The 19,753-nt window shown below is 55.6% G+C and carries 17 protein-coding genes and 2 pseudogenes; 6 read left to right on the top strand and 13 right to left on the bottom strand.

All coding sequences use genetic code 11. The features are described from left to right. From gcvT to glyA, 6 genes and pseudogenes are all read right to left on the bottom strand, one after another. A pseudogene (gene gcvT / locus ACR0AI_RS14585) lies at positions 1-123 on the bottom strand (glycine cleavage system aminomethyltransferase GcvT); the annotation flags it as partial. A 16-nt stretch (positions 124-139) separates the two neighbouring features. Then, complete coding sequence (locus ACR0AI_RS14580) at positions 140-562, bottom strand: universal stress protein (protein WP_170637793.1); 423 nt, start codon at positions 560-562, stop codon at positions 140-142. Between the two features lie 78 nt (positions 563-640). Beyond that, positions 641-2,014 carry an alanine/glycine:cation symporter family protein gene (locus ACR0AI_RS14575; protein ID WP_480675068.1) on the bottom strand — a complete coding sequence of 458 codons (1,374 nt, stop codon included), beginning with the start codon at positions 2,012-2,014 and terminating at the stop codon, positions 641-643. A 24-nt stretch (positions 2,015-2,038) separates the two neighbouring features. Then, a complete protein-coding gene (lipA, locus tag ACR0AI_RS14570; RefSeq protein WP_480675067.1) occupies positions 2,039-2,983 on the bottom strand; it encodes a lipoyl synthase in 945 nt (314 codons plus the stop codon). Between the two features lie 14 nt (positions 2,984-2,997). After that, positions 2,998-4,380 carry a dihydrolipoyl dehydrogenase gene (gene lpdA / locus ACR0AI_RS14565; protein WP_480675065.1) on the bottom strand — a complete coding sequence of 461 codons (1,383 nt, stop codon included), beginning with the start codon at positions 4,378-4,380 and terminating at the stop codon, positions 2,998-3,000. Between the two features lie 11 nt (positions 4,381-4,391). Beyond that, positions 4,392-5,660 carry a serine hydroxymethyltransferase gene (glyA, locus tag ACR0AI_RS14560; protein WP_480675063.1) on the bottom strand — a complete coding sequence of 423 codons (1,269 nt, stop codon included), beginning with the start codon at positions 5,658-5,660 and terminating at the stop codon, positions 4,392-4,394. 132 nt (positions 5,661-5,792) lie between these two features. Here glyA and ACR0AI_RS14555 point away from each other — a divergent pair, with 132 nt between their 5' ends. Then, positions 5,793-6,395 carry a helix-turn-helix domain-containing protein gene (locus ACR0AI_RS14555; protein ID WP_480675060.1) on the top strand — a complete coding sequence of 201 codons (603 nt, stop codon included), beginning with the start codon at positions 5,793-5,795 and terminating at the stop codon, positions 6,393-6,395. 1,053 nt (positions 6,396-7,448) lie between these two features. Here the strand turns inward: ACR0AI_RS14555 and ACR0AI_RS14550 are convergent. Both ACR0AI_RS14550 and ACR0AI_RS14545 read right to left on the bottom strand, forming a co-directional pair. After that, entirely contained in the window at positions 7,449-8,924 is a 1,476-nt protein-coding gene (locus ACR0AI_RS14550; RefSeq protein WP_480675058.1) for a M81 family metallopeptidase, read from the bottom strand. 83 nt (positions 8,925-9,007) lie between these two features. Further along, a complete protein-coding gene (locus ACR0AI_RS14545; protein ID WP_480675056.1) occupies positions 9,008-10,609 on the bottom strand; it encodes an ABC transporter substrate-binding protein in 1,602 nt (533 codons plus the stop codon). Between the two features lie 121 nt (positions 10,610-10,730). On the opposite strand from ACR0AI_RS14545, the gene ACR0AI_RS14540 reads away from it, so the two are divergent. Further along, positions 10,731-11,498 carry a helix-turn-helix domain-containing protein gene (locus ACR0AI_RS14540; RefSeq protein ID WP_480675054.1) on the top strand — a complete coding sequence of 256 codons (768 nt, stop codon included), beginning with the start codon at positions 10,731-10,733 and terminating at the stop codon, positions 11,496-11,498. 426 nt (positions 11,499-11,924) lie between these two features. After that, a pseudogene (locus ACR0AI_RS14535) lies at positions 11,925-12,683 on the top strand (efflux RND transporter permease subunit). A gap of 190 nt (positions 12,684-12,873) precedes the next feature. Here the strand turns inward: ACR0AI_RS14535 and ACR0AI_RS14530 are convergent. Further along, positions 12,874-13,578 (bottom strand): helix-turn-helix transcriptional regulator, encoded by a 705-nt coding sequence (locus ACR0AI_RS14530; protein WP_480675052.1) that lies wholly within the window; start codon positions 13,576-13,578, stop codon positions 12,874-12,876. A gap of 106 nt (positions 13,579-13,684) precedes the next feature. On the opposite strand from ACR0AI_RS14530, the gene ACR0AI_RS14525 reads away from it, so the two are divergent. The 3 genes from ACR0AI_RS14525 to ACR0AI_RS14515 are packed head-to-tail and all read left to right on the top strand — an operon-like array spanning position 13,685 to position 14,852. Further along, a complete protein-coding gene (locus ACR0AI_RS14525) occupies positions 13,685-14,122 on the top strand; it encodes a VOC family protein (protein WP_480675050.1) in 438 nt (145 codons plus the stop codon). Between the two features lie 46 nt (positions 14,123-14,168). Then, on the top strand, positions 14,169-14,519 hold the full coding sequence (locus ACR0AI_RS14520) for a VOC family protein (RefSeq protein ID WP_480675048.1): 351 nt from the start codon (positions 14,169-14,171) through the stop codon (positions 14,517-14,519). A 57-nt stretch (positions 14,520-14,576) separates the two neighbouring features. Then, positions 14,577-14,852 carry an NAD(P)H-binding protein gene (locus ACR0AI_RS14515; RefSeq protein WP_480675046.1) on the top strand — a complete coding sequence of 92 codons (276 nt, stop codon included), beginning with the start codon at positions 14,577-14,579 and terminating at the stop codon, positions 14,850-14,852. Between the two features lie 941 nt (positions 14,853-15,793). Here ACR0AI_RS14515 and ACR0AI_RS14510 read toward each other — a convergent pair. Genes ACR0AI_RS14510 through ACR0AI_RS14495 form a run of 4 tightly spaced genes read right to left on the bottom strand, consistent with a single transcriptional unit; the run spans position 15,794 to position 19,700 of the window. Further along, a complete protein-coding gene (locus tag ACR0AI_RS14510; protein ID WP_480675044.1) occupies positions 15,794-16,525 on the bottom strand; it encodes a proteasome-type protease in 732 nt (243 codons plus the stop codon). An 11-nt stretch (positions 16,526-16,536) separates the two neighbouring features. Next, a complete protein-coding gene (locus tag ACR0AI_RS14505; protein ID WP_480675042.1) occupies positions 16,537-17,334 on the bottom strand; it encodes a transglutaminase family protein in 798 nt (265 codons plus the stop codon). Positions 17,335-17,337: 3 nt separating this feature from the next. Further along, a complete protein-coding gene (locus ACR0AI_RS14500; protein WP_170642552.1) occupies positions 17,338-18,279 on the bottom strand; it encodes an alpha-E domain-containing protein in 942 nt (313 codons plus the stop codon). Positions 18,280-18,281: 2 nt separating this feature from the next. Then, positions 18,282-19,700, bottom strand: coding sequence for a circularly permuted type 2 ATP-grasp protein (locus tag ACR0AI_RS14495; protein ID WP_170638005.1), 1,419 nt, complete (start codon positions 19,698-19,700; stop codon positions 18,282-18,284). Positions 19,701-19,753: the final 53 nt, after the last annotated feature.

Raw genomic sequence — 19,753 nt, 5'->3', positions numbered from 1 at the left:
CTTGTGCTCCCCCATGATCCCCAACGGATACTGAACAGGCATCTCCCAGCCCGCAAAATCAACCATCTTTCCACCCAACTCAACATGAAGAGTGTAAAGTGGAGTGCGCTTCGGTGAAGTCATCTTTCTAACCTTTCAATCAGCGGGATTGGTCGCGAACGACCGTCACAGTGCAGTGCGCATTCCGAACCACTCGGGCGAGGTTCGGGCCAATTTCATAGTTCGGGAAATCGCCCTTCGTGGAGGCCATGACAATCAGATCAAAACCCTCTTTGTAGGCGAGTTTCAGGATTTCGCGATAAACGCTACCTTCTTCGATATGGATCGCCACGTCGGAGGCATCGCCGTGGTCCAGAATGGCCTGAACCGCGTTGCGGACATGATCCTTTGCTCCGGCGCCATAGTTCGCGGGCAGGTTCGGAAGTTGGATAATCTCGGGGATGACGGCAACCGCGTGCAGTTCGGCACCGTAGAATTTCGCCTGTTCCAAAGCGACCGGCAGAGCCAGTTTCCAGGAACGGTCGTCGGTATGATCAATGGGCAGCAGGATTTTCGTGGCCATCACGTATCTCCTCGAGATATGGAATTCTGTTTCAAAGGCGGGGGGCCAGATTGGCCCCCCGTTTTGGTCGGGCCGAACTTATTCGGCAGGTTTTGCCTCCGGCTCTTCGGACTTGCCGCCCGATGCGAAGAACTCTTTCGTCAATTTGAAGACGATCGGGCTCAGCAGGGCCAGGGCGATCAGGTTCGGGATAGCCATCATGGCGTTCAGCGTGTCTGCCAGCAGCCAGATAAAGCCCAGATCTGCGGTTGCGCCAAAGTAGATCATGACGATCCACAGAACGCGGTATGGCATCAGGGATTTCACACCCAGCAGGAACTCGACACACTTTTCGCCGTAGAAAGACCAGCCGAGGATGGTTGTGAAGGCGAAGATCGACAGAGCGATGGCGATCAGATACCCGCCGATACCCGGCAGCGACAGTTCGAACGCATGGCTGGTCAGGGCCGCACCGGATTCACCCGATGTCCAGGCGCCCGAGGCGATGATCGCCAGACCGGTGATCGAGCAGACGATGATAGTGTCTATGAACGTACCCAGCATCGCGATCAGGCCCTGGTTTACTGGACCTTTGGTCTCGGCAGCGGCATGCGCAATCGGGGCGGACCCCAGACCGGCTTCGTTCGAGAACACACCACGTGCCACACCAAAGCGGATGGCAGCCCAAACGGCAGCACCTGCAAAACCACCTTCTGCGGCGGACGGGGTGAACGCGTAGGTGAAGACCAGCGACAGCGCATGTCCGATGTTGCCGATGTTGATCATTAGAACCAGCAGGCCCGCGATGATGTAAGCAACAGCCATGAACGGAACCAGTTTACCGGCAACCGCACCGATGCGAGTGATACCACCCAGAATAACAGCAGCGGTCAGGACCATCAGAACAACGCCGGTGACCGAGGTGTTCAGGCCGAAATTCGCTTCGAGAACCTGTGCCACACCGTTGGCCTGAACGCCGTTGCCGATGCCGAAGGCAGCAATGGCTCCGAACAGGGCGAACGCTACACCCAGCCAAGCCCATTTCGCGCCGAGACCGTTCTTGATGTAGTACATCGGGCCACCGACATAGTTCCCCAGCTCATCTTTCTCGCGATATTTCACCGCGCAGACAGCTTCGGCATATTTGGTGGCCATGCCCACCAGGGCGGTCATCCACATCCAGAACAAGGCGCCTGGACCGCCCAGGAAGACAGCAGTGGCCACACCGGCGATGTTACCTGTACCGATGGTTGCCGACAGCGAGGTCATCAGCGCGTTGAACGGGCTGATCTGACCATCACCCTGCCCTTCGCGGCCTGCAAACAGCAGTTTGAAGCCGGTACCGACACGCAGGATCGGCATGAATTTCAGCCCGACCTGCAGGAAGAAGCCGACGCCAAGGATGAGAACCAGCATCAGCGGCCCCCACACGACGCCATTGATGGCCCCTACGATTGAATTTAACGCTTCCATGGTATTCCTCCCTAGTGCGTCTGGTTATGCCCCGGCAGCAATTGCTCGTTGGCGAGCTTGCTTGAGGGCGGCAAAGTCTTCGTCCGCATGGAACGACGAACGGGTCAGCGGGGTGGCCGACACGTGCAGAAAGCCCTTGGAACGTGCGATCTGCTCCAGCTGGGCGAACTCTTCCGGTGACCAGAACCGGTCAATCGGGTGATGTTTCGGGGTCGGTTGCAGGTATTGCCCAACTGTCAGGAAATCGACATTTGCCGCGCGCAGGTCATCCATCACTTGGCGCACGTCACTAAGGCTTTCGCCAAGGCCGACCATCAGGCCGGATTTGGTGAAGATCTCAGGGTTTGCGCGCTTGGCGTCGTCCAACAGGCGCAAAGACGTATAGTACCGCGCGCCGGGACGAACCGTTGGGTAAAGATGCGGCACAGTTTCCAAATTGTGGTTGAAAACGTCCGGCGCTGCTTCAAATACCAGATCTGCGGCGGTCCCTTTTCCCAAGAAGTCCGGAGTCAGAACTTCGACGGTGGTTGCAGGGTTTTGGTGCCGCACCGCTCGGATGGTCTGCGCGATATGTTCGGCGCCGCCGTCTTCCAAGTCATCGCGGTCAACCGATGTGATCACCACATGACGAAGCCCCAGCTTCTTGACCGCAGCGGCGACACGGCCCGGTTCGAACACATCCAATGCGTCCGGCCGACCGGTGGCGACGTTGCAAAAGGAACAGCCACGCGTGCAAACCTCTCCCATGATCATCATGGTGGCGTGGCGCTTGGACCAGCACTCGCCGATATTTGGACAGGCGGCCTCTTCGCAGACCGTCGCCAGGTTATGCTCGCGCATCAAGCGACGGGTTTCATAATACTCGGTGCTGTCGCCCTTTTTCTTGCGAATCCACTTGGGCTTGCGGGGAATGACACTGTCTGCCTTCCTGGCCTTTTCGGGGTGGCGGGGGCGAAGCTGGATGGTCATCTGGCGGTTCCTTCTTACGCGTGGATCGCGCGGCCCAGAGCGTCGAGGCAGGCTTCTTTGACCGCCTCGCCCATAGCCGGATGAGCATGACAGGTGGAGGCGATCTCGGCGACGGTGGCACCTTTGGTCATCGCCAGAACGAGTTCCGCGATCAGATCACCGCCATGGGCACCGCAAATATGCGCGCCTAGTATTTTGCCGTTCGGGTCGGCCAACACCTTGACCGCGCCGTCGGTTTCTCCGCTCGACCGTGCGCGCGAGTTGGCCATGAACGCGAATTTGCCGACCGCGTATTGGGAACCGGCCTCCTTCAGCGCCTCTTCGGTCACGCCGACCGAGGCGACTTCGGGATCGGTGTAAACGACACCCGGCACGGTGTTGTAGTCGACATGGACGCTCTGCCCCGCCAACATCTCAACGCAGGCAACGCCATCTTCCTCGGCCTTGTGGGCCAGCATCGGTCCGGGGACGCAGTCCCCAATTGCATAGATGCCAGGAACCGATGTGCGGAAACTGTCGTCCACTTGGACAAATCCGCGCGGGTCAAGAGTTATCCCCAATTCTTCCAGCCCCAACCCGCGCGTGACGGGTCGGCGTCCGACGGCGATCAGAACCTTGTCGGCCTCGATCACCTCTTCCTTGTCTTTGCCGACCCGGTCCAGAGTAAGCGCCAATCCGATTTCAGACTTTTCAATGGCCTTCAGCGCGCGTCCCAACTGGAACTTCAGGCCGCGTTTGCTGAGCGCGCGCTGCGCCAGTTTCGCAATCTCACCGTCAATACCGGGCAGAACGCGGTCCAGATACTCAACCACTGTGACCTTGGCCCCAAGACGTGCCCAAACCTGACCCAGCTCTAGCCCGATCACCCCTGCCCCGACGACAACCAGATGATCAGGCACCGTGTCCAGCGCCAAGGCACCGGTAGAACTGAGAACATCCTTCTCATCAATCTCGATACCGTTCAGAGGCGTCGGCTCGGACCCCGTGGCGATCAGGATATTCTTGGCCTCATAGATATCATCGCCAACCTGCACTTGCCCGTCCGCCGGAATGCGGGCCCAGCCTTCGATCAGCTCAACGCCGTTCTTCTTGAATAGAAAACCGATGCCCTTGGTCAGATCGCCAACGATCTTGTCCTTGCGCCCCATCATTGACGGCACGTCGATGCTGGCCCCCTCGACGGCAATGCCATGGGAAGAGAGATGTGCAAGCTCGGCATATTTGGCCGAGGAGGTCAGCAACGCTTTGGAGGGTATGCACCCCACATTCAGACAGGTTCCGCCCAGCGCGCCGCGTCCTTCCACGCAAGCCACTTTCATACCCAGTTGAGCCGCGCGGATCGCAGCAACATAACCGCCGGGGCCGCCCCCGATGACGATGAGATCGTAAATGCTCATTGGGTGTTCTTTCAGTAGATTGGATAGTTGGCGCAGAGGGCGCGGACTTTTGCGCGGGTCTCGGCTTCGATGGTTGCATCGCGTTCAGAGGACTCACGCAGCGCATCGAGAACATCGCCGATCAAGTGGCCGATCTGAGTGAACTCATCAGGACCAAACCCGCGGCTACATCCAGCGGCCGTTCCCAGCCGGATACCGCTCGTGATCGTCGGTTTTTCCGGATCACCCGGAACGCTGTTCTTGTTGCATGTGAACCCGGCACGCTCGAGCGCGGCTTCTGCATCTTTGCCGGTAACACCAAGTGGTCGCAGATCAACCAGCATAAGGTGGTTTTCTGTGCCGCCCGAAACGATATCACAACCACGCGCCATCATGACGTTTGCCAAAGCGGTGGCGCTGCCGACGACACGCTGCATGTATTCCTTGAACTCAGGCTTCAACGCTTCGCCAAAGGCGACGGCCTTACCTGCGATCACGTGCATCAAGGGGCCGCCCTGAAGTCCGGGGAACACAGCAGAATTGATCTTTTTCGCCAACGCCTCGTCATTCGTCAGAATGATCCCGCCGCGCGGACCGCGCAGGGTCTTGTGGGTCGTCGAGGTGACCACATGCGCATGACCAATTGGCGAGGGGTGCAGCCCGGTCGCAACCAGACCCGCGATATGCGCCATATCGGCCAGCAGCCATGCACCGACCTCATCCGCGATCGCACGGAACCGAGCGAAATCGATCTTTTGCGAATAGGCCGAAGCGCCAGCGATAATCAGCTTTGGCTTTTCAGCCTTGGCCAGCGCTTCGACTTGATCATAGTCGATCAACCCCTCGTCCGTCAGGCCGTACTGAACCGGGTGAAACCACTTGCCCGACTGAGCAGGCTTGGCACCGTGCGTCAGGTGACCACCGGCATCAAGCGACATGCCAAGGATCGTGTCACCGGGGCTGAGCAGCGCAAGCTTCACCGCTCCGTTTGCCTGCGCGCCAGAGTGTGGCTGAACGTTGGCGAACTCACAGCCGAACAACCTCTTCAATCGTTCGATCGCTTCAACCTCAACCTCATCCACATATTCGCAACCGCCATAGTAGCGGCGACCGGGATAGCCCTCGGCGTACTTGTTCGTGAGTACAGAACCCTGCGCGTCGATCACAGCCTGTGAGACGATATTCTCGGACGCGATAAGCTCGATCTGTTCTGCTTGGCGCTTGCCTTCACGTACAATCGAAGCAGCAATAACCGGATCTGAATCTTTGAGCGATTTTGTAAACAAGGTTCCCTCCTCCATACTCGAATCCCAAGTACGAAATTTTGTTTCCTATAGTGGAAATTGGATACTCAAGGCAACATGTATCTCGTACTTGTGAAGTTGTGTAAGGATGGGGAAATCGGTAACCTTCGGAAAATCAGGGAGATTTCTATGGTCGATGACAGCCTGAACGACGCCGTCGGGCCGGAAGAACAGGACGAAGGCGCTGCTTTGGGGCGCTCAATCCGGGATGCGCGCCGTGCAAAAGGGTGGACGTTGGAGGAAGCCGGACGGGCGGCGGGAATCGGTCGCTCGACACTTTCCAAGATCGAAAACAACCAGACGCGACCCAGCTTCGATATTGTTCGCAGGCTGACCCAAGCGCTGGAAATGAGCACCCCACAGCTGTTCCTGCAATCGGGCCAAAGCGGTATTTCGGGCCGCCGCGATTACACTCCAAAAGGCCAGGGCGAGATGAAGGACACCCCGACATATCTTCACGAGTTGCTCTGCCCTGAACTGACCAGCAAGCGAATGCTGCCTTACATCGCGACGATCAAAGCCCGTGATGTGTCCGAGTTCGAGAACTGGATCAGACATTCGGGTGAAGAGTTCATGTATGTGATCAGCGGTGAGTTAACTTTTATTTCAGAACACTATCGCCCGTTGAGCATGAAGGCCGGGGATTCCCTATACTACGACAGCGGAATGGGTCACGGTTGCATTTCAACCAGCAAAGAAGACGCAAAAGTCTTGTGGGTTTCGTTAGAGTGATCTGAGCGCACAGACCAGTGGGCTAATGTGTACTTCTCGCTGCAGAATAAACGCGTCCTAACGCTCTGTCGTAAACTTCGTTGTGAGTGACACAGTTGGCGCCGTTGAGCTGACATTCCGAAAATCGGGCGAACTGCGGACCCTCAATAACTCAGGCATGAATAGAATTTGCGGATCATGTTGACCAGCTTATCGCCAGCCAGGGCAGATGCAGCTGAATTGAAAGATTTGACTCCCATAGAGGGCTTGATCAGACGTTTCTCGAACCGATGATCCTCCTCTAAGGTAGTATTGAGGTTTTCCCGCCTGGTTTTCTAGCTCGGTTTCGCATATCCGAGGCCTTCAAACAACTTGCCGATTGCTTTGATCCATGCAGTTTCAGCACCGCTTTTGTCTATGATAATTTTGCATGGCTAATAATCCGATTCAGTATCATAGGCGAAGCCTCGTGTTTCGGTGGCTTTTTTCGGGTGCGTGGACAACATGAAACCAAGCGCTTCTGCTGTCTTATCGACGGCTCGGAAGAGTTTGGACCATTAACACTTCACTTGAAAGTAGGTCTTCTCTTTGCGCCACGAACGATCTGCGGCAAGTCTGGGTTACCTGGCAGCGTCGACCACTAGACCGACATGCCGGCTGAGACAGCCGTTCAAATCTACGTTGTCCAGACTAGCGTCTTGGTCTGTTCCTGCCCTATCCAGGCGCGCGCCTAGAAACCCAGTCGGAGTGTTTGTCGTGATCCGAGCTTGAGACAGATCGTGCGAATGCCCCTCGTGGGATCTATGGTTTTCCGAATTCCGCACCACTGAGGTCACGCCCTGCAGCGTTTTCCAGTTCAACGACTTCGCGCTGGTCTTGCAAGGAACAACGGAAGGCGAGATGTTTGCTTTCGCCTGACACCACATTGTCGGACCGAAGGTTCAACAAGGTATACCTTCAGTTCGACCGGAATGGATGTGGAGAACCAGAAAAAGGCTCTATCTGGCCAAGTCTAAGTTTTGCCCCCTGAAACCCTGGGCCAACACTGTCCGGCCGAACTATAGGCTGAAACCGCTATTCGGCGTCGACTAGGCTATCATCTAAAAATGGCTGCGAAACCGCAGGCCAAAACGGCAGTTTTCGTTTGGTAAGCGAGAGGTCGTGGAAAGCGGGCTGTGTTCCTCCGGGGCTGGCAACCTGCAGGATGTGGTCTGAAATTTGGCTGAACGGGCCGTAGAAATGGAACAGCGATTTCACCGCCACCACCGATTTCTCGGCCAGCCGGATGCCGATCTGCTCGAAGGCTTCAGGATGGTAAACCTGAACACGCAGATCGTTGACCAGCAGGTCGATTTCTCCATCCAGGCGGAGCCAGACCACGGTGCCCATGGGTTCAAGACCAGCGCCGAGATGCTGACCCAGGCCCGTCTCGATATTCATAACCCTTGCGGTCAGGTCGATCGGATCCCCTGAAACCACACCGGTTTTTCCACCAAGCCGAAGCTTCAATCTGCTTCCAATGCCCGCATCCTGACAAATACGCACTACTCCGGGATCCCAGAACAAACCGCTGGCAAAATGTGTCATTCCACGCGCCAGCATGCCTTTCAGCAAATGGGTGGCGTCGCCCGGCGCTCCTCCGCCTGAATTGTCACCCATGTCCGCCAGAACGCATAGACCGGACCGTGTACCAATGTGATCCAGCGCCTCGGAGATCGGTAGATACCGCGTGGTTACTTCGTTTCGCAACTCAAAGAAGCGCCGCCCCAACTCCTCGGCCAGTTGCGCGGCCAGTTGTGCCTGGCCATCTGCTATTACCAGCATCCGCGCGCCGACATCTTCGACATCTGCCCAGGGAAAACCGTGACTCAATGAAACCGACAACACACCGGGTCTGGTTTGAGCTGCGGCCATCTCGGCCACAAAATCCTTCATCGCCCCAGCTTTGGTCAGGTATAGGTTCATCATACGGGTATCAAAAAACGCCATCTTTGGCGTGATCTCACCCGCATGTGCCCGCTTTGCCAGATCAAACAGTTCGGCGGCGCAGGCTGTTGCATCGTCATGAGGGTATTCTCTGAAATGCACGATCAGATCGCTGGCTTTCAGCATCTTCTTTGTCAGATGAGAATGCAGGTCCAGCGAAACGCCGATCGTTGCCTCCGGGCACTTTTTGCGGACGCGGGTCAGAATATCACCTTCGCAATCCTCTATATGCTCGGCCACCATCGCGCCGTGAAGTTGCAACAGAATGATATCTGCACCGCCGCATTCTGCGAGATCAGACAAAATCGCGCCGCTCAGCGCGTCATAACAGCTACGTGTGGTCGGTCCGGCAGGTTCGGCTATGGCGGTCAGGCTTTCGACAACCTGCCAGCCTAGAGTTTCGGCCTTATCGCGCCACAGATGAAGCGCCTCCGTCATAAGGTTTGGGGGCTCTTGTGTCGCCGTACCATGCCGCAGGAAGTAGTCCTCAAAACCCGACATCGCAGTCGGCATCGTGCAAAACGTGTTCGTTTCTGTCGACAGTGTCGCAATGAAAAGCTTCATAAATTCCCTGTTCCCAACACGTCAAAGGACGGCTGCGTGAGCCATCCTCTGATCTTTGGCGATGCGATCACATTTCACCAGAGTTATTCGGCTTTCCACCAACGCTCCATAAAGCTGCTTCCGTCCAAATCCAGGTTCGAGCCGAATTTTTCGGGCGTGCCGACGCTTGGGCGCGTGGCAAAGACATATGAAGCAAACATCGGGATCGCGACACCGCCCTGATTGGCGACAATATCCTGCATATCGCCATACATCTGGCGACGTTTTTCGGTGTCCAGTTCAGCCCGAGCCTCGACCAGAGTCTTGTCGAATTTCTCATGCGACCAGAGAGATTCGTTCCAAGCGACACCGGATTGGAACGCCAATGAGAACATAAGATCCTCGACCGGTCGTCCGGCCCAATAGCTGGCGCACCAAGGCTTCTTGGTCCAGACCTCGGACCAATAACCATCATTGGGCTCTCGTTTGACAGAAACGTTGATCCCGCATTTCGCGGCCGAGTTCGAAATCAGCGTCGCTGCGTCCACCGCGCCAGGGAAAGCAGCGTCAGAGGACGAGAGTTCGACATTCAGCGACTCCAGACCAGCCTGTTTCAGATAGTATTTTGCCTTGTCCGGATCGAAAGCCTTTTGTTCAAGCTCAGCATTGAAATACTTCTGACCGGACCCGATTGGATGATCATTGCCGACCTCGCCGTAACCCAGCAGAATCTTGTCCACCAACTCTTGCCGGTCGATGCCCCATTTGATCGCCTGACGCACATTGTTGTCGTCAAACGGCGCGGCATTGGTCAGCATCGGGAAGGAGTAGTGCTGCGTACCGGCTACCGAATGCAGCGTAACACTTGGATCACGCGAGACAAATTTGGCCGTCTTTGGATCAACCTTATCAGCAATGTCGACCGACCCCGCCGACAGCGCCGCCATCCTTGCGGTCGTATCCAGCAGCACCAAAAGTTTCCATTCGTCCACATGCGCGACATCAGGGTTCCAGTGGTTCCCGTGACGGGCGAGATTCGCCGAAATCCCTGGCTGGAAATCCTTTAGTTGATAGGCTCCGCAACCAATACCGGATTGCCAGTCAATACTGGCACCCTCTGCCGGCAGAATAGCAAAACGGTAGTCACTGAGGATGGCTGGAAAATCTGCGTTACCGCCCTCAAGCTCGAAAACGATGGTGTTTGGCCCATCCGCACGCAGTTCCTTCACACCGGCCAACAGCGGCGCCCCAGTCGAGGTTGACCCTTCTCCGCGGTGAAAATTGATCGAGGCAATCACGTCCTCAACTGTCACTGTACGACCATTGTGGAACTCGACCCCGTCGCGCATCTCGAAGGTCCAAACCGACGCGTCCGGCGAGGCCTCCCATGATTTTGCAAGTGACGGCTGCACGTTGCTGTCCGCGTCGATCGCAGTCAGGAAACCGTTCATGCCCAGGCTCAACGGGATCAGGAAACCCGCTGATATCTGCCCGGGATTGAGTTGCTCAGTCGTCCCGCCATGACCAATCCCCGCGATCATGCTGCCGCCTTTTTTGGGCGTGGCCGCGACAGCGCGATCCGCCAGAAGCGTTGCTGCACCGACGGTCATGCCTGTTGCCAAAACACCTCGCATGAACTGGCGGCGATCCACCTGACGCAATTGCAGACGCTGTTCCATCTGCCGCACGTATTGAAACTTATCCATTGCTTGACCTTCCCTGAGCCTTCTTCTGTTGCTCGGAAGATCACGCACCAATTTGAGCTTAACAATAACGCTACATTATGCTTTCTTTAGCGAGTTTATGCGATGCAAGGGCCAACCACCGATGCACCAGTATTTAGCTGCAAACCTGCGTCACCTTTGTGCGGATTACCCGTCAGTGGCGGCTGTTTGCAGAGAGATTGGCATCAACCATCAGCAATTCGCCAAGTACCTCAACGGCCGCAGCATGCCCTCGCCAAACAACTTGCGCCGCATTAGCCGGTTCTTCGACGTGGGCGAGCATATCTTGCTGGGAGATCATGCAGAACTGCGGCGCCACACCACCCAACTCGCCAAAACCGAGGCGGATCGGCGACGAGACCCTCTGATCGATGTGTTCCCAGGTGATCTTCAACGGCTGCGGCCGTTTCTAGGATCCTATCAAGTGTTCTTTCGCGCACCGAACGATCCAACCAAAGCCATTGTCAACGTTGCCTTTTTGGATGAGCGGAACGGAACGGTTTACAGCCGTGTCGTCGAAGCGCTGAGCGAAGGAAAGTTACCGACGCGCCGCTGGACAAGATGTGATGGCAAAGCCGCCTTCCGCGCGGGGCAGGTTTTTGTTGTCGATTCAGAACGCGGTCCAGACGCGCCTCTCAGCCTGTACATTCTGAACAAACCCCATCGCGACAAGTCAAAGCTATTGTTCGGCACGATGTCTTATCTCGCTTCGTTGTCCGGTCGGACGCCGACCTCTTCGCCTGTTGTCTGGAAAAGAGCTGAAAACTATCGCTCTGTTCGAGAACTTTTTTCGAAAAGCGGTATCGTCGATTTAAAAAGCATCAAACTGGATATAAAGGTTCGTCAATACCTTCTCAGCGCCTCCGAATGAGGCTGCTTAGCAAACTTTTTATTGTCGATGCTGGCGGATACATTGAAGGAAAGGTAGTCGGTGATTTTCGGTCAAAGCCCGGTTCATGATCTTTCTCATAGGCGCATACCATCCTTAAGACATCTTCCTGTTCGCAGTCTTGACCTATGTCCCATATGAGACATCGAAGCCCACCAGCGGTTGGTCGGTTTCGACGATGCCGCGATCTTTGTCATAGCACCTCCACTGTCGCGTGGTACCGGGACTGGAGGCGGCTTGAAGATGATGCTTTAGGAAAACGGCAACGTTAGCCCTGTGGCATTGGAATAAACCGCGCGGGCTCTGTCAGCCGAAGCCAACGCCAACCCGGGACTGATTGCTGTCTTCTCGCTCTACTCCACCCGAGCCCCGCGTGTCAGGGCCGAGATTGACCGTGAATGAGCTTGGGTGCTGAACGAACCGGTTGCCAATATCCACGAAGCGCTGGAAGTCTATCTTGGGTCTTCCCTTGTGAGTGACTTCAACCTGTTAGGCCGCACAAATACCCTAGTTGCCCAGGCCGATGCACAGTTCCGCGAAACCGCCAAGGATATCGCGCGGTTGCGCACGCGGTTTGACGAATGTGCGATGGTGTCCTTCGGCGCGGTGGCAAACTTCGAAGACGCTATAGGTCCATTGCGTCAGTAGCGTCACAACCTCTATCCGGCCGCTACAGTTCAAAGACAAACTATGCCGGGTGTATCTTCTACCGAAACTATAGAGTAAATTGAGGCATTGGCTGTTCGTATCCGGCCTACGGGCATCGGTTATGAGGTTTGCGGGCTGAGCTATCGGGAAATGAACACCGACTACACTGCGCTTCTTGTGTTTGGCTTCGCCGTACTCTTTGTGTTCCTTGTTCTTGTAGCACAATACGAAAGCTGGGCCTTGCCCGCTGCTGTTATCCTAATTGTACCAATGGTTCTACGGTCTGCGTTCACTAGAGGCTGGATCGCCAGGCTGGACAACAACAACCTGGTTCAAATCAGATTTGTGGTGCTGATTGCACTGGCCTCAAAAACCGAGATCCTGATTGTCGAGTTCGCGCGTCCAGCCGAAGACCAAAGTCTGCACCGCTGGCAAGCGGCAGTTCAGGCGTCTCAAACACGGTTGCAACCGATCTTCATGACCTCCCTTGCCATCATTTTGGGTGTATTGCCCGTATGATCGCGCCCGGTGCAGGTATCGAAATGCGTCAGGCGCTTTGCGTGTCCCTCTTCTCGAGGAGGCGTGGTGATACTGTATTCAGCATTTTGTTTGCACCTTTGTTCAAAGTGGTTATGCGCACCGTTGAAAATCGTTTTATTCGGAAAGTGATGAGCTAAACCGACACAGCGGTCCTTTGGCAAGTCCTGCCCTATGCCCCCTCTTCATAGCGCTTACGTTCTGCATCCGTTGCATCGCACCACTGCGCTCGAAGTAGGTCCATTCGCCGGGGAATACTGTCTTCGAGGACCTCCGCCTGAATGATCCGCTCTGTCCGAAAGAAACGAAAACCTTCTCGCATCTCGCACCATGCGGCGATGATGCGGCTGGTGTCTCGGTAACCAAGCAGTATAGGCCATATCACACGATGGGTCTTTTGGCCTGAGTGGTCTGAATATTTTAAGGCTATCTTTTTGCGGCAACGAATGGCCAGACGAATGGCCGCCGCGCCGAGCACTTCATCCGGCTGAGCGACGGGCGCGACGCTGACCGCCGGCTGAAGGAATGACGTCCGGTACTTGTCAGGAGCGACAACTTCCAGCTTGGTGATCAGCTTCTCAGCCGCCAACGCAAGTTCGGGTTCGCCTCGGGTCTGGACCCACAGCACACCAAGCGTAACGGCCTCGATCTCATCCGGGGTCAGCATCAGCGGTGGCATATGAAAGCCGGGCTCCAACACATAGCCGACCCCGGCCTCGCCATTTATGGGCACGCCCTGCCCCATCAGCGCAGCAATATCGCGATACACCGTGCGTTTGGTCACGCCCAGTTCTTCACCAATGGACTGGGCTGAGATCGGGCCTTTGGCGCGTCTCAGAATCTCGATGACTTCAAACAGCCTGTCGCCGCGCCTCATGTGATCTCCTTTCTAAGAAACAGAACATACTGACACCATGCTGACAACACGCTGTCAGCATAGGCGCGGTAAAAGCAGGAAAGGCTTCAACCAAGGAGATCAGAATATGAGACGTTTCATTGCCTTAACCCTCGCCGCTGCTCTGCCATCAGCGCTCGCAGCGAAGTCGTCCGAGCAGCAGGCAACTGCACCGATCATGGCCATGGGCGCCTATGTGCCGACCGACAACATGGAGGAATCGGAGGCCTTCTACCGCGCCCTGTTCGACAGTGAACCGACAATTGGGCTACCAGAATTCGTGGCGTTCGACGTGGCTGGTGGCTGGTTTGCGATCGTGTCACGGGATAAGTACGCACTGGGTGCCGAGGCAGGTTCGGGCGCAGTTCCCTACCTGCAATCCGCCAATCTTGAGGTCCTGCACGCGCGCGCCATTGCCGCCGGAGCGACCACCCCGGAAATCATTGAAGAGCCTGGCATCCACCTGCTCAAGATCACCGATCCGAACGGTCAGCTGATCGAGTTTTTCAAACTGACAGTTAAGTGACGCACTCAACACTCCGCGCTATCTCAACGGACATCGCACCATGCAAATGAACTACTTCGTCGTCGGTACCAACGACATGGCCGCCGCTACGCACTTTTATGACCAGCTTTTTGGTCAAACGGGCGTGGAGCGTGTCTCGCCCACCGAGAGAATGACATACTGGCTCGGACCTGGCTTTGCCTTTGCAGTCGCCATCCCGTTCGACGAAAACCCTGCCACCAATGGAAAAGGAACCATGGTCGGCTTCAGCGTCGGGTCGGCTGAAGAGGTCGAAAGGCTGTGCGCATTGGCCATCGAGCTTGGCGGCATGAGCGAAGGCGAACCGAACCAACGGGGACCGCGTTTCTCGGCCTATGTCAGGGACCTGGACAGCAACAAGATTTGCCTCTCCGCCTGAGCCCAGGTCGCAAGTGCAGTTTCCGATCGAAAGGAAAAGGTTTTTAAGCTGGTTCTTTTGGGCGCGAATCGCCGGACAGGTAAGCTTGTCCTCGATGCTGCGCTCGCAAAGGATTTAGACGTCACAGCGATCATTCGTTCTGCAGACAAGGCACCCGATCTCAAAAAAGACCGCACCTGGATGTCGGTGATCCCTGTAACCCTGTGTTCCTCGCATCAGTGTTTCGCGAACATGGCGCCGTTGCTTCGCCTCTGGACGGTCGGCTGTCTTCGAAAGGCGAGACATCGGTGTGTTGCTGATCTGTGGCTGCCATCGTCAAAGCTGCTTCCGTGACGGACGCCAAAACGGGTTCCGGTGACTTCGAAGGCTTTGCTGTTTCCAGACCAAACGCTGCTGGGAAAGCTCCTTCGTGCAGTTGTGCCAAACGTTGTGCACCGCGCCGGTATCTTGGGAGATTTTTTGAAGAGCTCTGGCCTAGACTAGACCTCGGTTGACACGGGATTCTGTGTTGACGCCAGCATAGCGACATACCGTCCACAATGAAGTACTCTCCCCGAAAACTGAACAGCAGGCACTTGCGCAATTCCTGATCGACGCCATCTCGAATCCTGAGACCCAAGGGATGGCATACGGCGTGTCGCAAACGAGCACGTGACAAAAATCACCTTCACTCGCCTAAACGAGATCGCGGTCGAGGATACTGCAGAGCATATGTCCGATCCGGCTCTGGCTCTGCATATGCCTATGCTCCAAGACAAATGAGACGAGCGCCGGACAGCTGGTTTCGTGGAAATGAAGGCAGCCAAGTGGGCGCAGGGCAGGTTTGGCCATTGGGTAATTCTGGCGAATAGTGCGTTTGTGGGATGGGGCGGATTTCAGCGAAAAGGTCCTGACTGGGGCTTTGACCTCGTGCTGAAACACTCGGTCTTCGGGCTAAGCATCAGGATAACCCCCTAGCGATAGAATTTGCACTCTGCGAAGATCGTATCCGGTCTGTGACGTTTCTGCTTCCTCCCAGTCGCACAAAATTGGGGGCTTCGAAGCGCATGGGCGCAGAGTTTGAGGGTCAGATAGCATACAATGGATCGCTGTTCCGAAAAAACCGCTTAGTAACCAGCGTGTCCTTAGACCGGAATACATTGGTCATCCGGCCACCTTTGTCAGGAAGCCACTATCTAAATGTATGGCAGCTTTGGACTCGGTACAGAAACTCAGTGAAATCTGACTAAAGTCTGCTTCACGGAACAAGCTGGCATTCAACTGCATTGTTTTCTCTAAGAGTTGTACTCCGGAAGTTTGGACAAGGCAGATTTCAATGCGTCGCCCCACCCTTCGGAAATGGTCCGAAAGTACTGATCGTCGGTTTCGAACCTAGACCGTGTACCACCTCCGAGGCTGTCTTCATCGTATAAAAACAGGTCAAGCGGAGCCCCGACTGATAGGTTGGCTTTGATTGTGGAATCGAAACTGACGAGCAAGAGTTTCACGGTCTCCGGAAAGCTCATTTCGGGATCGTAGGCACGCACCAGAATTGGGCGGCCGTATTTTGTCTCTCCGATCTGAAAGAATGGAGTGTCGTCGCCTGCCTCGATAAAGTTGCCTTCGGGGTAGATCAGGAACAATCGAGACGGCCCGCCCTTAATCTGCCCACCCAGAATGAGCGTCGCGTGAAAGGCGCTGTCAGCTTGTTGCCCAGACCGGGCATGCTCTTCGATGACATCGTTCAGCGTAGCCGCGACCAGTTGCGCGACCTGAAACATTGTCGGCGCTTCCAGGATCGAGGGAGAACGATCTACCGGTGCTTTCGTACGCTCCTCAAGCAAGCTTACTGTGGCCTGCGTGGTCGCAAGATTGCCTGCGGTCAGCAGAGTGATCGACCGCTCACCTTCCACCGTCCAGTTGAACATCTTGTTGAAGGTCGAAATGTTGTCGACGCCTGCATTTGTCCGCGTATCGGACATGAACACCAGTCCGCGGTTCAGCCGCATGCCCACAGCATAGGTCATTAAGTTCTCCGTTACTGCTGTGCGACTTGCAACTGTACTGTCAATTGCTCGCCCGCTGTCCCAATTCTGTTCCCTATTACCGGCGCAGCTTGGGCATAGTCCAGACCGGTTGCGACGCGTACATAGCGATGATCAGGCGAAATCCCGTTGGAAACGTCAAATCCCACCCATCCGAGTCCGTCCAAATGAACTTCGGCCCAGGCATGGGTCGCGTCCTGCAGCTCGGTTTCGTCCATCATCAGGTAACCCGAAACATAGCGAGCCGGCAGTCCGATCTCTCGAGCGCAGGTAGTGAAAATATGCGCATGGTCCTGGCACACGCCGCAACCAGCTTCAAGGGCGTCTTCAGCGCTCCAGCCTGGGTGCGAACTTCCCACTTCATAGGTGACCCGAGATCGAATAATTTCGGACAAGGCGTGCATCTGTTGAAGCGGTTCGCCTTCGGGCAGCGCGCCGATCACATCAGCAACCCCTTTTCCTGGCGTTGTCTGAGGCGTGCTCCGGTTGAAAAGCCATAGCGGTGTCGACCCTTCGTGGCGTCCCAGGACGCCATGTGTGTCTTCCACCTCTACAACTCCTTCGGATATCAAGGAAATGCTCTGGGTATTTGCTTCGAAACTGATCAATTCCACTGTGTTTCGATGGTAGTCTTCAAAGCTCAGCTCTTTGACCCCTCCGGTGACTTCAGTGCTCCAGCTTTCAATGGTCTGATTGCGAAATGACTTTGGAGTTTTCCTCAGCTGCTGCAGGCCAAAGGGGACCGGCGCGTCGAAATCGTATCGTGTCTCATGGCGAATGTGCAGTTTCATGGGCTACTCATAGAACCGGTAGTCAATCTCGATCTGGCGACTTAAGTTGCCGAGATCTTTCAGAAAATCCTGAATGTATTCATGCAGCCCCAACTCAAAGATATCAGATATCTTCTGGTCCAGATATTTCTCGTACAGCGCATTTGACGCGGCGCATGACGGACCCGCAAAGCCATAGTCTTTCTTCAGGTAGGACAGGTTTTCTTGAATCTTTCTACAACAAAAGTGAAGACTGCGGGGCATCCGCTCATCCAAGATCAAAAACTCAGCAATGTCAGACGGCCGGGTTTTCTGACCGTGGGTCATTCGATAACCGCCGCCAGCACCGACGGAGCGAAGGATGCTTTCCCACTGGATGTTGTCCAGTGACGAGCCGACTGAGAACGCCGTGGGCAACAGAACGTAGTACTTCACGTCCAATATGCGCCCCGTGTTATCGGCCCGTTCGACAAAAGTGCCGATGCGGGTGAAATCGAAAATATCATTGCGCAGCATGGTGCCCAAAGTGGCGCCACGGACCAGGGCGGCCTGGTGGCGAATAAGCTCCAGCATGGCGGGCAAATCGCGCTCATTCACGCGGCGCTTCATGGCCTCGTCGATTTGCATCCAACTTGCGTTTACAGCGCTCCAAACATCGTGGGTCAGTGCGGTTCGAACAAGGCGCGCGTTGTTCCTTGCCTGTTTGATGACCGACTTGATCGAGGAAGGGTTGTCGGCATCGCGCAACACCCAATCCACGGCGTTGTCTTTTGAAATGTCGTCGTACTTGGCGTGGTATCCATCCAAAACGCCCGCCGTTTTCAGTACAGAGCCCCATTCTTCGGCAGAGTTCTTGGAACGGGTCAACGCCATCCTCTGACCTGTTTCAAGCAGCCTCGCCGTGTTTTCCGCCCGTTCGAGGTAACGGGACATCCAGAACAACCCGCCAGCAGTTTTTCCCAGCATGGTCAGTCCTCCAGAACCCAGGTGTCTTTAGTCCCGCCGCCCTGACTTGAATTCACGACGAGCGACCCCTTCTTCAACGCCACGCGTGTCAAACCGCCGGGCGTGATGTTAACTCCATCTGGGGACACCAAAACAAAGGGGCGTAGATCAACGTGCCTGGGTGCGAGCCCCGAACGCGCGAAAATTGGAACCGTTGAAAGCGACAGAGTCGGCTGAGCTATATAGTTCCCGGGTCTCTTCTTCAGCTTTTCACGGAAAGCTGAAATCTCTTTCTTGCTGGCCGTAGGGCCAATCAACATACCGTAACCGCCAGACCCATGTACTTCCTTGACCACGAGGTCGGACAGGTTGTCCAGCACGTAGGACAGAGACTCTGGATCGCTGCAACGCCAGGTGGGTACATTTTGAAGCAGGGGCTTTTCACCGGTATAGAATTCAACGATTTCAGGCATGTACGAGTAAATTGCCTTGTCATCCGCGATACCTGTGCCCGGAGCATTCGCAATAGTGATGCCCCCTGCGCGGTATACATCCAGAATGCCGGGAACGCCCAAGGCGCTGTCAGGGTTGAAATTCAGCGGATCTAAGAAATCGTCATCGACCCGTCGATACAGAACGTCGATAGGCTTGTAGCCCCGGGTGGTCCGCATACAAACACGTCCGTCGACGACCCGCAGGTCGTGTCCTTCGACCAACTCCACTGCCATCTGATCCGCAAGAAACGCATGTTCGTAGTAGGCTGAGTTGTAGATACCGGGGGTCAAAACCGCGACCGTGGGCTCTCCCTCTGCACAGGCCGGTGCGCAGGCTGCAAGAGACCGCCTCAAATTTCGCGGGTAGTCGGAAACATTTCGAACATTTGTGGCACTGAAGAGCTCGGGGAACATCTTCAGCATCGTTTCCCGGTTCTCCAGCATATAGCTGACACCGGATGGCGTGCGCGCGTTGTCCTCAAGCACAAAGAACTCATCTGGTCCGGTTCGCACCAGGTCAACACCGACGATATGCGTATAAACCTGACCGGGCGGCGAGACACCGAGCATCTGCGGCAGGAACGCTTCGTTTCCGGCGATCATCTCGGCCGGTACACGTCCGGCCCTTACGATTTCTTGGCGGTGATAGATGTCGTGAAGAAAGGCATTGATTGCCCGCACCCTTTGTTCGATGCCGCGTTCGAGCCGCTGCCACTCTCGTGCGGAAATGACGCGCGGCACGATATCAAACGGTATCAACCGTTCCTCTGCTTCGGCTTTGCCATAAACGTTAAAGGTAATACCCGTCAGCCTGAAGACTTCTTCAGCTTCGCGCTGTTTGGCTCTTAGCCGTGATACATCTTCCGCATCAAACCAACGACCGATCTCTTCGTATGGACCTCTGAGCGATCCATCGCTGTTGAACATTTCATCAAAATACTCACTCATGCGAGAAGTTTGACGATCAATTCGGGGTTTTCAAGTCATTCGAGCTCGGATTG

The organism is Ruegeria sp. BG3, assembly GCF_056538485.1.
This window is presented reverse-complemented; position numbering and strand designations above follow the sequence as displayed.

Bases quoted from the DNA above. Each gene is read 5' to 3' on its own strand.
- ACR0AI_RS14580 (WP_170637793.1), bottom strand. From the start codon at position 562: ATGGCCACGAAAATCCTGCTGCCCATTGATCATACCGACGACCGTTCC.
- ACR0AI_RS14575 (WP_480675068.1), bottom strand. From the start codon at position 2,014: ATGGAAGCGTTAAATTCAATCGTAGGGGCCATCAATGGCGTCGTGTGG.
- lipA (WP_480675067.1), bottom strand. From the start codon at position 2,983: ATGACCATCCAGCTTCGCCCCCGCCACCCCGAAAAGGCCAGGAAGGCA.
- lpdA (WP_480675065.1), bottom strand. From the start codon at position 4,380: ATGAGCATTTACGATCTCATCGTCATCGGGGGCGGCCCCGGCGGTTAT.
- glyA (WP_480675063.1), bottom strand. From the start codon at position 5,660: ATGGAGGAGGGAACCTTGTTTACAAAATCGCTCAAAGATTCAGATCCG.
- ACR0AI_RS14555 (WP_480675060.1), top strand. From the start codon at position 5,793: ATGGTCGATGACAGCCTGAACGACGCCGTCGGGCCGGAAGAACAGGAC.
- ACR0AI_RS14550 (WP_480675058.1), bottom strand. From the start codon at position 8,924: ATGAAGCTTTTCATTGCGACACTGTCGACAGAAACGAACACGTTTTGC.
- ACR0AI_RS14545 (WP_480675056.1), bottom strand. From the start codon at position 10,609: ATGGATAAGTTTCAATACGTGCGGCAGATGGAACAGCGTCTGCAATTG.
- ACR0AI_RS14540 (WP_480675054.1), top strand. From the start codon at position 10,731: ATGCACCAGTATTTAGCTGCAAACCTGCGTCACCTTTGTGCGGATTAC.
- ACR0AI_RS14530 (WP_480675052.1), bottom strand. From the start codon at position 13,578: ATGAGGCGCGGCGACAGGCTGTTTGAAGTCATCGAGATTCTGAGACGC.
- ACR0AI_RS14525 (WP_480675050.1), top strand. From the start codon at position 13,685: ATGAGACGTTTCATTGCCTTAACCCTCGCCGCTGCTCTGCCATCAGCG.
- ACR0AI_RS14520 (WP_480675048.1), top strand. From the start codon at position 14,169: ATGAACTACTTCGTCGTCGGTACCAACGACATGGCCGCCGCTACGCAC.
- ACR0AI_RS14510 (WP_480675044.1), bottom strand. From the start codon at position 16,525: ATGACCTATGCTGTGGGCATGCGGCTGAACCGCGGACTGGTGTTCATG.
- ACR0AI_RS14505 (WP_480675042.1), bottom strand. From the start codon at position 17,334: ATGAAACTGCACATTCGCCATGAGACACGATACGATTTCGACGCGCCG.
- ACR0AI_RS14500 (WP_170642552.1), bottom strand. From the start codon at position 18,279: ATGCTGGGAAAAACTGCTGGCGGGTTGTTCTGGATGTCCCGTTACCTC.
- ACR0AI_RS14495 (WP_170638005.1), bottom strand. From the start codon at position 19,700: ATGAGTGAGTATTTTGATGAAATGTTCAACAGCGATGGATCGCTCAGA.